The following is a 12204-nucleotide window of genomic DNA, read 5'->3' on the forward strand; positions in this document are numbered from 1 at the left end:
TTTCACAATGTCACACTGTTTCATAATTATGCGTTATGCAGGTGTTTTTATGGTGAATCTTTATTTTTAAATGACAATTTCTACGGCGTTATCGCTTGTTCATGTAGAATAACTACACATCACAAGCTCTGCCTTGTATAAATACCAGCCACCCAGCTGCAAAAACAATCAACAAACGTCAACACGCCCTAATATTACTCAGCTGAAAAAGCCAGTCCGGTTGCCGGACTGGCTTTTGCTTACTACGGCAGTTTGCTGCCCCATACCGAAACACCCTGTGCCGACTGAGCGCTAAAGGTCACGACAAACTGTGCCGGGGTTTCATGCCACTGGCGTGATAATACACCTTCGTACAGGCCAGTATCACCGAGGTTCAGCGTGATCTGCTGCTCAGTGCCAAAATGCCAGCTACCACTGATATCGCCTGCACCGCTGCTAACAGTGCCATCAGCAGCTAAGGTGATCAGCTGCGAGTTTTTAATACTGGCCGAGATATCTTTACCGTGATTAATAAACTTATACTGGCCAGCGACTTCATCTTCGCCAATAGTTGCGCTTAGCTCGGTGGGCGCCGTACTCAGCGGTGCATAGCGATGCGGCGCCACCACCGGCCAGCCGTCTTTATTAATAAAAAACTGGTGCATCCTCAGCTGATGCTGCTCGCCCAGCCCCGGAAATCGGGTATGAAACAGCAAAAAGTACTGGCCTGTAGCCGCGTCAAAATAGGCTGAATTATGCCCCGGCGATACATAGCCGCTACCCGTCCCCGTGCCTGGCTCGTCACTACTGCGAACAAACAAATGGTTACCCATAATTTTCTGGCCAAAAGGCGCGATAGAAGCATCATCAAACAGCGGCAGCGCCGGATCTGACTTTACCGCCGCCATATCGTTACCCAGCGCATCCAGATAAGGGCCATCCGGCGCACTGGCACGAGCCACCCGCATATTGTAGGCGCCGTTGGCATCCAGGCCGCCAAACGAGCTGAACAGGTAGTAGTAATCACTGTCAGGGCTGTACAGCACATAAGCGCCTTCAATCCGGCTGTGGTTGCCGCCCATCAGGTGCTTACCATAACCCTGCCCTGGCAGCGTTAAGCCGGTCGCGGGATCCATTTCCAGCATAAACAGGCCGCCGGAATAAGAGCCATACACCAGCCATAACTTGCCGTTTTTATCAAAAAAAGCTTGGGGGTCAACTACATTTGGATGAATTTGCGCGTTATAAATCGTGCCGTCTTCACTAATTTCGTCCCACATGCCGGATTTAAGCAAAATCTGCTTATTAACATAAGGCCCCTCTATATTACCGGCCACCGCAACACCCAGCGCCGAACGGGGCGAGTCGCCCTTGCAGGCGTTGTAATACATATAAAATTTGCCATCAGCCAGTTGAATCACATCGGTAGCCCATAACGTATCGGTTTGCGCCCAGGCAAAGGTTTCCTGTAGCTCAATCAGCACATCGTCAAATAGTGGGTTATTGCTGTTTACGCCATCGGCGACTTGTTGCCAGTGCATCAGATCGGTCGATTTTGCCGCCGCCAGATGCGAGCCAAACACATAATAGGTGTCGGCCACTTTAATTACTGACGGATCGTGCACGCCAACATTAGTAAACGTTGGGCCGCCCTGCTGTGACGGTGGTGGTATTGGCGGAGCTGCCGATACCGGTGGGTAGGCCACCGCCGCCGGTGGTGAGTTATTGCCGTCGTTACAGGCACTGAGCAGCAGTGCCGTAGCTAAAATGCTGAAGGAAAAAATACCGCTGTTACGTTTTTGCATCTTATACCCCTGTCGTTTGTTGTTATTGCGGGTAAGTTCTGCTGCCGTTAAATGGCACAAACAACTATGCGGCTAAAAACAACCTTATTTTGCTGCATCGGTTAGTGACAGAATCACCCTCTTTCTCACTAATATTATTGTATTACTTTTTAAATTTAAGCGAAAAATCCCGCTTAAACCGCGATTACAGCGCGGCTATTGTCTTACTACTGGCAGCGAATTAATCCGGTAGATGATCGTTAAATAACGGTAAGCCGTTAGCCGACCAGTGTATTTGCCGCCAGCGGGTATGGCGGTTGCCGTCGGTTAACGGCGAGCCTTGCAGTTGCTGAGTGTCGCGGGCGTGGTAAAACATCAGATCTTCACCGTTATCACCAACCACAAAGCTGTTATGCCCTGGGCCATAGCGGTTAAATTCCGGCCGGGTCTGAAATACCGGCTCAGGCGCTTTATGCCAGCTTTGCGGGTCAAGCAAATCGGCATTTTCATCGGCCCACAGTAACCCCATGGCATAGCGGTGATCAGTCGCACTGGCTGAATACGCGATAAAGATTTTGCCATGGCGGAACAATACTGCGGCGCCTTCATTGACTTTATAACCCTGCTGCTCCCAGCTGAATTCCGGTTGGCTGATAATCACTTCCGGCGCCTCCAGCCGGGTTGGCGTGGCCATTTTTGCCAGCACTAAAGCACTGTTATAGCTGCGCGCGGCATCCTGCTGCGCCCATACCATATAATGCTGACCGCGGTGGCTGAATACGGTGGCGTCCAGTGAAAAACTGTCCAACGCGCTTTGCATCTGGCCCAGCTCCTGCCATTGGCCCTGCATAGGATCGGCGGCGCTATTGGCCAGCACATACATTCTTATTTGAAACGGCCGCTCAGCCTCGCCGGCAGCGACATATAAATACCAGACGCCGTCTATCCGATGCAGCTCTGGCGCCCAGATATTGGCGCTCATCGGCCCGCTGGCTTTTTTGCGCCAAACGGTTTTCGCCTGCGCGCTGGCCAGGCTGGCGATGTCGGGGCTAAAACGCAACTCTATCCGGTCAAACTCCGGCACCGAGGCGGTAAAGTAATAGCCATTGTCGGCTTTATACACCCAGGGATCGGCCCGGCGCGGAATAAAAGCCGCAGAAACCGCGTTATTTACTGCCAGTTGCTGCGCCGTAGTTAAGTTGCCAGGCGCCGTTTTTTCGCTCTGGCAGCCGCTTAGCCCTGCCAAGCTGGCTAATACGGCGAATAATGGTAAAAGCTTCATTTAGCACCTCCGTGATAGCGCTGTGCCAGTTGCTGCCACGGTATTACCGCCAGTTGTGGCTCGGTTAGGCCCTGGTGCGGGTACTGATAAACCAATAAATTGCCCGCTTGTGGTTGCTGGCCAAGCTGCTCAGCACTTAAGCCCTCGGTTGCGGTGGTAACAAACAGAATATCCAGCTTGTCGCCACCGAGCGCAACACAGGTGGGTTGTGTTACCGGCAGTGGGTAAAGCGCCGCCAGGCTGCCATCGGCTGCATAGCGGGCCAGCGCACTGCCGCCCCACAACGCGCAAAGCAGGTGATCATCGGCATCAATAATGGCGCCATCAGGTTCAGCACCAACCGGCGTTGTGGCAAAGCTTTCGGCAGCGCCAAGCTCACCGGTTATCGGGTTAAAACGGTACCGGTTGATTTGCTGCAATGGTGAATCGGCGTGGTACATCAGGTTGCTATCGTGGTTCCAGCACAGCGCATTAGGAATACGCAGGCCGCTCAGCATTTGCTGACAACCGTTTTGATCCAGCCGGTACAAGCTGCCGCTGGCAGCAGTATCTGCAGTTGGCTGCTCTACCATAGTACCGGCCCAGAACCGGCCCTGCCGGTCGACGCGGCCATCGTTAAAGCGGTTGCCGCTTAATTGCTGCTGGGGTTTTGCCAGCCACAAGATAGCGCCGCTATCGGGGTTATACAGTGCAAACCCGCTGGCAAAGGCCACCAGCAAGGGGTAGCGGGTTGCCATCGGATCGGTAGCATTTAACAAGGTAAAACAGCTGATGCGCTCGGGCAATGGCCACTGCCGTAGCGTTTGCTCTGGCCAGCGCAGCTGAAACAAGGCTTTGCCGTGAATATCTGTCCACCACACACTGTTGCTGGCCGCGTGCCAGAAAACACCTTCACCCAGGCGGTTTTTTACGTTGATACTGGCTAATAGTTGCAGGTTTTCGCTGTTAGCCATGAGCAGTACTCCGTGCCGCTGTCGTTAATGCAGTGCGCCGGCTGAGTAATTTTTGCAGCAAAATAAAACCGAACAACAGCAAGCCGATAACAATTTTGGTCCACCAGCTGCTTAAACTGCCATCAAAAATAATATAGGTCTGGATCACGCCCATCAGCAGCACCCCCAACACTGTACCGATAACAAAACCACTACCGCCGGTTAGCAAAGTACCGCCAATAACTACGGCAGCAATCGCATCCAGCTCCATGCCTACGCCAGCCAGCGCATAGCCGGAGAAGGTATAAAAGGTAAACACTATGCCCGCCAGCGCCGCCAACACACTACTTAGTACGTAGATGGCGATAGTGGTACGCGCTACCGGCACGCCCATCAATTCGGCTGACTGACTATTACCGCCCAGCGCATAAACATAAGTACCAAAGCGGCTGTAGTGCATCAGCACAATAACCAGCAACAACAACACGATAAAGATCATGGTTGAAGCACCTACCCAGCCGCCGCCGGGCAGCACAAAGCCAAATTCAGCTATGGCATCGTAAAAGCTGTGGTCGATGGCTACCGATTCTTCACTTAATGTGGTCGCCAGGCCGCGCGCCAGAAACATTCCTGCCAGCGTAACAATAAACGGCTGTAGTTTATAAACGTGGATCAGCACGCCCATCAGCGCGCCAAATAATGCTGCCACCGGCAGGATCAGCGCAAAAGCCAGCAGCGGGTGCCACTGGTACTGGCTTATCAATAAACTGGCGGCCACGCCACTAAGAGCAATCACCGCACCGACCGACAAATCAATACCACCGGAGATAATCACCAGCGTCATGCCCAGGGCAACAATCAGCAAAAAAGCGTTATCACTAAACAAATTGCTCACCACAATCAGTGAGGCAAAGCCATCAAACTGCCAGCCACCAATGCCAAACATCAGGCACAGCAACGCCGCCGTGATCCACAAGGGTAAATAGCGCACCGACATCATATCTGGCCTCCTTTACGCCACTTTCGCAACTTGGGTAACCAGCTGCTTAGCTGGCGGCGAAACTTATCTGACTGCAGCAACAGCACCAGCAGCACCACCAGGGCTTTAATCAATAAGTTAAATTTGGCCGGTAAACCGCTGACAATAATAGTGGTGCTTAAACTTTGAATAATCAGCACGCCGATAACCGACAATAACAGTGAAAAACGCCCACCGCTCAGTGCCGCACCACCAATCACCACCGCCAGAATGGCATCCAGTTCCAGCCATAAACCGGCGTTATTGGCATCCGAGCCCTGAATATCGGCGGCGCTAATCATACCGGCCAACGCGGCGCAAAAGCCGGCAAAGGCATAGACAAACAGCTTTATCGCTTTATCGTTAATACCTAAATAACGGCTGGCGGTAGCATTGCAGCCTACCGCCTCAATAAACAGGCCCAGCGCGGTGCGCCGCAGCAGTAGCTGGCTTAAAGCAAACATGCCGATAACCAGCCAGATTGGCAGCGGCAGCCCTAGCCAACTGCCAGTACCAAGCCAGGCAAAATCGGGCCGCTGAAATGTCACAATCTGGCCCTGGTTAATCAGCTGGGCGACACCGCGTCCGGCCACCATCAGCAATAAGGTAGCCACAATCGGCTGAATTTTCAGATAACTGACCAGAGTGCCATTAATCAGGCCGGCAGCAATACCTGTCGCCAGCCCGGCTGCAATCACCAGTGCCAACGGCAACGCTGTCTGCAATAATAAATTGGCGCATACTGCACCGGCAATGGCCATCACGGCCCCGACTGATAAATCAATACCGCCGGTAGCAATCACCAGGCTCATACCTATTGCCAGCAGTGCTACCGGCGCACTACGGTTTAAAATATCAATTAACGAGCCATACAAACGGCCATCCTGAAAACTGAGCTGAAAAAAGCTGGCATCCAACACCAGGTTTACCGCCAGCAGCAACATTAGCGCTGCCAGTGGCCATAAATAACGCGCCGACGCTTTAATACTGCCGGGGCTGTAACGTGCCAGCCGCGCCTGCTGTAAGCTGTCGGTGCAAGATTGAGTCTGTTTCATTTATCCCTCTGCAATAGCCTGCATAATGTGCGGGGCAGTCATAGTGTCGCCGCTTAGCTCAGTCACTTTTTGCCGGTCGCGCAGCACCACCACTTTACCGGCAAAAGCGACCAGCTCCTCCAGCTCAGACGAGGTGACCAGTAGCGACATACCTTGCTGACACAGGCTTTTAATCAGTAATAAAATTTCGGCGTGGGCGCCAATATCAATGCCGCGGGTAGGTTCATCGAGGATCAGTAACTGCGGATTAATGGCCAGCCAGCGCGCCAGGATCACCTTTTGCTGATTGCCACCGCTTAGTTGCTCGATAGGTTTTTCGGCATCCGGCGTGGCAATGTGCAATTTGTCGATATAAAACGCCGCCAATTGCTGCTGTTGTTTAACCGGCAAATAGCGCCACCAGCCGCGGCGTGCCTGTAATGCCAGCATAATGTTTTCGCGAATGGATAAAGGGCCGATAATGCCCTCTGTTTTGCGCTCTTCCGGACACAGCGCAATACCGGCTTTTATCGCATCAGCAGGCTGCTGCAACCGCAAAGTTCTGCCGCCAAACTGAATCTCGCCCTGGCTTAAAGCATCAACACCATACACAGCACGACACACTTCGGTACGGCCAGAGCCAAGCAACCCGGCCAATCCGACAGCCTGGCCTTGTGCTACCGTTAGCGAAATACCACTAATTGAGCCCTTTACTGCAATATTATTCAGTACTAACAGCAGCTCAGCTGCGGCTGGCGTGGTGGTAGCAGCCTGATGTGTCAGCTGCTGCAACTCTTTGCCGAGCATGGCTTCAATCAGCCGGGCGCGCGGTAAATCAGCCGCCAGGTATTCGCCTACTTTGCTGCCGTTACGCAGCACGGTAATGCGGTCACTTATCTGATACACCTGATCAAGAAAGTGGGTAATAAACACTATCGCCACACCCTGATCACGCAGCTGGCGCATTACGTCAAACAACATCTGCACTTCACTGCTATCGAGGCTGGCAGTCGGTTCGTCCAGCACCAGCACTTTAGCCGACATTGCTACGCCGCGGGCAATGGCAATCAGCTGCTGTACGGCGACAGAATATTGCGCTAACGGGGCGCTAACGTCGATATTAAGCTTAAAACGCAGCAATAACTGCTGCGCCTGCTGCTGCATTTTTTGGTGCTGAATTAAGCCGAAGCGGCGCGGTTCATGACCCAGAAACAGGTTTTGTGCCACGCTCAGGTTAGGCAGTAAATTCACCTCCTGATACACGGTACTAATACCGGCTTGTTGTGCTGCAGCCGGGCTGGCAAAGCTGCAGTTTTGGCTGTTAAAGTAAATTTCACCGCTGCTTTTGGCCAACGCGCCGGTCATTACCTTAACCAGGGTAGACTTACCGGCACCGTTTTCGCCCAGCAAAGCATGCACTTCACCGGCAAATAAACGTAAATCGACATCTTGCAGCGCCTTAACGCCGGGAAAATGTTTACAGACCTGTTTCAGCTCTAATACCAGAGATGGCGTAGTCATAAATGGCTCCTGTACTTTGCGGCAGCGAAGGCCAAACCTGCACTGCCAGTCAGTTATTTATTGGTACGCTTCTGGTATTCAGCTGCTGCCGTATCCTGGCTGAATAGCTCCCCGGTGTTATTGATATATTTGGCAATATCTTTATCGCCATTAAGGTAAGCCGCTATCACATCAAAGGCCGGGCCGCCCAGGTGCGGATCAAGCTCAACGGTGGCATTGGCTTCACCGTCGGCCATGGCTTTGAAGTAGTCCGGTACGCCGTCTACCGCCACTACCAAAATATCCTGGCCCGGTTTTAAGCCTGCTTCTTTAATGGCCTGAATCGCTCCCAGTGCCATTTCATCGTTATGCGCCCACAAAGCACAGATATTGCGGCCGCCCTGCTCAGCCTTAAGGAAGCTTTCCATCACTTCTTTACCTTTACTGCGGGTAAATTCAGCGGTCTGGCTGCGGATAATTTTTGCAGCGGGATACTCTGCCAATACTTCGTTAAAGCCTTTGGCGCGGTCAATGGCAGCCGTGGCCCCCACGGTGCCCTGTAGTTCAACTATGGCGCAGTTACCGTCGGTTTTTTGCATCAGCCAGCGGGCAACTTTGCGGCCTTCCTCGGTAAAGTCTGAGGCAATACGGGTTAAAAATAATGAGTCGTCATTTAGCTGCACATTACGATCGACAATCACCACCGGAATACGCGCCCGTTTGGCCTCACGCAGCACCGGCGCCCAGCCGGTTTCAACCACAGGCGCAATAATAATGGCATCCACGCGCTGGGCAATAAAGCCACGTACGGCACGGATCTGGTTTTCCTGTTTTTGCTGCGCATCAGCAAATTTTAAGTCGATTTTACGCGCAGCCGCCTCTTGCTTAACCGACTCACTGAAACTGCTGCGCCAGCCGCTTTCTGAACCCACCTGCGAAAAGCCAATGGTAGTGGCCCTCGCCAAAGAAGATAGTGCCAGCGAAGAAGACAGCACCAGCACAGCTGTGGCGCCTAACAGACGTTTAATTTTCATACCTTGTCCCCGTTGACCGGGTTACCCCGGCAGTTTTATAAGTTATGCGATGCGGGGTCTGTGCCCCGTTGCTATCGCGCTTGGCGGTTTAGCTTATCCTCTGTGTATAAAAACGATGAATAGTGCGCTGCCGGTAGGGCTGCGCCGGTGTAATTAAAATCGATGGAAACTGCGGCAGATTAACTGCATTCGGGTAAGCATGGGTTTCCAGGCAAAGCCCGGCAAATTTGCTAAGCGGCAACCCATCGGCGCCGTTCAGGCTGCCATCGAGAAAATTGCCACTGTAAAACTGCATACCGGCCTCAGTGGTCAGAATGTCCATCACCCGGCCTGAGCCCGGATCAGACAGCACCGCCGCCAGTTGCGGTTGCGGTGTATTGGCATCGCTCTGCACAATATGGTTTTGCACAATATGGTTTTGCGCAAAATCGTTCAGCACAAAAAAGTGATCGTAACCGTTAGGCAACTGCTGTATATCACGGCCGATAGTTTTGGCCTGCTGAAAATCAAAGGCCGTACCGGCAACCGCCAGCAAGTTACCGTTAGGCACCAGTTGCTCATTCACCTCTAAGGTATAGCCGGCGTTAAGCCATAATGTATGCCCCAGCACATCAGCACCGGGTTTAGCGGCCAGATTCCAGTAACAATGGTTAGTTAACGATAACGGCGTAAGCTTATCGGTAATGGCGTAATAGTCGATGCTAAGCTCATTATTCCGGTTAAGACGGTAGCAAACTTCAACCGCCACATTACCGGGGTAGCCCTGATCGCCATCGGCACTTTGGCAGCTGAAGATCACCGCTACGCTGTCGGCCTGTTGCTCTGTACGGTATTGCCAAAAACGACTGCCAAGCCCTTCTGGCCCGCCATGCAACTGGTTGGCGCCCTCGTTGGCGGCAAGTTTGACCTGCTTGCCATCAAGCTCAAACGTCGCAGCAGCAATGCGGTTGGCCACCCGGCCAATGGTGACGCCAAAATAATACCGGTTAGTGGCCCACTGCGCAGGGTCCTGATAGTTCAGCACCAGTTCGGCCGCTGTACCGCTTTCATCAAGCTGGGTAACCGACCAGATGCCGGCCCCCAGCGTCGACAGCGTAGCTGTTAAGCCATTGCCATTATCCAGCGTGATTAGCTGCACTGTTTGCGCCAGCGCAGGATGCGCCAGCTCACGGCGGCTAACTGACATTGCCGCTGCCATTAGCTGGCGCTCGCAACCGCGGCGTCTACCGCAGCCGTGGTGCGCACACCATTTACCAACCGCGAGATCTGCAACGGATTGCTATCTTGCAGCTCTTGCGGCAACAGTGCCTGTGGGTAGTTCTGGAAACATATTGGCCGGATAAAACGGGCAATTGAGGCGGTACCTACCGAAGTGAAACGAGCATCGGTTGCTGCTGGGAAAGGCCCGCCATGCATCATCGCATCGCACACTTCCACACCAGTCGGGAAGTTATTAATCACCAACCGGCCCACTTTGCTGCGCAGCAACTGCACCAGTTTACTTTGTCCGGCCAGTTCCGGCTCTGTGCAGTGTATAGTGCCGGTTAGCTGGCCTTTAAGGCTGCTCACTACCTGGAGTAACTGATTGTTATCGTCACAGACCACAACCACCGAGGTGTGGCCAAACACTTCTTCCTGTAAATGCGGGTTCGCCAAAAAGGTAGCCGCAGCCACTTTAAATAACTGCGCCTGAGTATAAAAGCCCTGCTCTGCAGTAACGGCTGCGCCGCTGCCAGCGATACTCACGCCTGGCTGTGCTGCCAGCTCAGCCACACCTTTATTGTAGGCATCGGCAATATTGTCGTTCAGCATCACGCCGGCCGGTGTTTTCGCCAGCGCCTCAGCAGCGCTTTGCATAAAGCTGTCCAGCTCTGGCCCGGCTATAGCTATGGCCACGCCCGGGTTAACACAAAACTGACCACAGCCCAGGGTTAACGAGGCCACATAGCCCTGAGCCAGTGCTGCGCCAGACTGCTGTAGCGCCTGTGGCAGAAATACCACGGGGTTAACACTGCCCATTTCGGCAAATACCGGTATCGGCTCCGGCCGGTTATTGGCCAGTTTGAACAGCGCCATACCACCGGCCAGTGAGCCGGTAAAACCGACTGCTTTTACGGCTGGTGCTACTACCAGCTCAGAGCCAATTTCCCGGCCAGAACCCATTAATAAAGAGAACACACCAGCGGGTAAACCACAGGCTTTAACGGCGTTATCCAGCGCCTGCGCTACCAACTCACAGCTGCCGGGGTGCGAGTTATGGCCTTTTACCAGCACCGGGCAGCCTGCTGCCAGCGCCGCTGCCGTATCGCCACCGGCGACAGAAAACGCCAGTGGAAAATTGCTGGCACCAAATACCACAACCGGCCCCAGCGGCTGGTTCATAAAACGTATATCCGGCCTTGGCAGTGGCTGGCGCTCTGGTAACGCCTTATCAATACGGATATTGAGATAATCACCCGTGCGAATGGAGCTGGCAAATAAGCGCAGCTGATGACAAATACGACCACGCTCACCTTCAACCCGGCCGCGCGGATAGCCGGTCTCCTGCATTACCCGTTCAATTAGCTCGTCCCCCAACGCCATTACTTCTTCGGCGCAGCGCTGTAAAAACTCAGCCCGCTGTGCCGCACTGGTGTTTGCATACAAGGGCGCTGCAGCTTCTGCTGCCGCTACAGCTGAGGCAACCTGGGCCTTGCTGGCATAGCTTAATGCTGGGGCTATTTTCTGGCCGGTTGCCGGGTTAACGGCCTGATATTGCCCTGCTTCACCTGCCAGCCATTGGCCGTTAATCAGTTGTTTGCCGGTAATACGCATAATCTTGGTCCTGTTAAGTTAGCGCAGCTGGTTAAATCCAGCCGCCGTCTACAATAAAGTTCTGTGCTGTACAAAGCCTGCTGTCATCAGAGGCGAGAAACAGCGCCATAGCTGCGACATCTTCCGGCATCACGCTGTCTTTAAGGCACTGGTTTTTCTCTATATCCAGGGCAGTTTCCGGTGTCACCCAGTGGGTTAACTGGCGCTCGGTCATTACCCAGCCTGGTGTTAACGTATTAACGCGGATTTTATCCGGACCTAGATCCCGAGCTAAACCCCGGGTTAAACCCAATACGGCAGCTTTGGCACTGGTATAGCCCGGCATGCCGCCCTGGCTTTCATACCAGCTCATCGAGCCAAGGTTAATCACTGAGCCACCACCGAGGTGTTTCATCTGCGGATACACTGCCTGAATAGCAAAAAACTGATGGCGCAGGTTAATTTGCATGCGCTGATCCCAGTACTCCTCTGTTACATCCAAAAAGTGATGCCGGGTGTCACTGGCCGCGTTATTAATAAGCACCGCAATGGCACCTAAATCCTGCTCAGTCTGGCCGATAACCTGCTTTAAGCGCTCGATATTAGTCAGATCGCAACTGTAAAAGCGCACTGCACCATGTTGCCGGTTGTCATCCGCTAACACCTGTAACCGACTAACCAACGCCTGGGATTCTGCTTCAAGGATATCAACAAACGCCACTTTGGCGCCCTGGCGATAAAAGGCTTCAACCAGGCAAGCACCAATGCCGGAACCGCCACCGGAGATAAATACGGTTTTATCCCGCAAGCTGGGATAATTGTTACTTAACTTCATAGCTAACCCTGTT

General features: G+C 53.2%; 10 protein-coding genes. All 10 read right to left on the minus strand.

The window, feature by feature from the left end:
• Positions 1-242: 242 nt before the first annotated feature.
• Positions 243-1784: a glycoside hydrolase family 43 protein gene (locus MJX74_RS17170; protein WP_275692836.1), complete on the minus strand. Its 1542-nt coding sequence runs from the start codon at positions 1782-1784 to the stop codon at positions 243-245.
• Between the two features lie 220 nt (positions 1785-2004).
• Positions 2005-3045, minus strand: a complete 1041-nt coding sequence (locus MJX74_RS17175) for a glycoside hydrolase family 43 protein (protein WP_240224254.1) — start codon at positions 3043-3045, stop codon at positions 2005-2007.
• The gene (locus MJX74_RS17180; protein WP_240224255.1) at positions 3042-3998 is read right to left on the minus strand and encodes an SMP-30/gluconolactonase/LRE family protein; all 957 of its coding nucleotides are present in this window, start codon (positions 3996-3998) and stop codon (positions 3042-3044) included. The genes MJX74_RS17175 and MJX74_RS17180 overlap by 4 nt, the downstream gene beginning before the upstream one ends.
• Positions 3991-4977 carry a galactofuranose ABC transporter, permease protein YjfF gene (yjfF, locus tag MJX74_RS17185; RefSeq protein ID WP_240224256.1) on the minus strand — a complete coding sequence of 329 codons (987 nt, stop codon included), beginning with the start codon at positions 4975-4977 and terminating at the stop codon, positions 3991-3993. Before yjfF ends, MJX74_RS17180 begins: the two co-directional genes overlap by 8 nt.
• Entirely contained in the window at positions 4974-6050 is a 1077-nt protein-coding gene (locus MJX74_RS17190; RefSeq protein WP_240224257.1) for an ABC transporter permease, read from the minus strand. The genes yjfF and MJX74_RS17190 overlap by 4 nt, the downstream gene beginning before the upstream one ends.
• The gene (locus tag MJX74_RS17195) at positions 6051-7550 is read right to left on the minus strand and encodes a sugar ABC transporter ATP-binding protein (RefSeq protein WP_240224258.1); all 1500 of its coding nucleotides are present in this window, start codon (positions 7548-7550) and stop codon (positions 6051-6053) included. It abuts the gene before it with no gap.
• A gap of 53 nt (positions 7551-7603) precedes the next feature.
• Positions 7604-8563, minus strand: a complete 960-nt coding sequence (locus MJX74_RS17200; protein ID WP_240224259.1) for an ABC transporter substrate-binding protein — start codon at positions 8561-8563, stop codon at positions 7604-7606.
• Positions 8564-8651: 88 nt separating this feature from the next.
• Positions 8652-9749 (minus strand): aldose epimerase family protein, encoded by a 1098-nt coding sequence (locus tag MJX74_RS17205; protein ID WP_240224260.1) that lies wholly within the window; start codon positions 9747-9749, stop codon positions 8652-8654.
• Positions 9750-9760: 11 nt separating this feature from the next.
• Positions 9761-11377, minus strand: coding sequence for an aldehyde dehydrogenase (NADP(+)) (locus tag MJX74_RS17210; protein ID WP_240224261.1), 1617 nt, complete (start codon positions 11375-11377; stop codon positions 9761-9763).
• Between the two features lie 31 nt (positions 11378-11408).
• Positions 11409-12191 (minus strand): SDR family NAD(P)-dependent oxidoreductase, encoded by a 783-nt coding sequence (locus MJX74_RS17215; RefSeq protein WP_240224262.1) that lies wholly within the window; start codon positions 12189-12191, stop codon positions 11409-11411.
• Positions 12192-12204 lie beyond the last annotated feature (13 nt).

The sequence above is a fragment of the Rheinheimera hassiensis genome, from assembly GCF_022436675.1.
Classification (GTDB): Bacteria; Pseudomonadota; Gammaproteobacteria; order Enterobacterales; family Alteromonadaceae; genus Alishewanella; species Alishewanella hassiensis.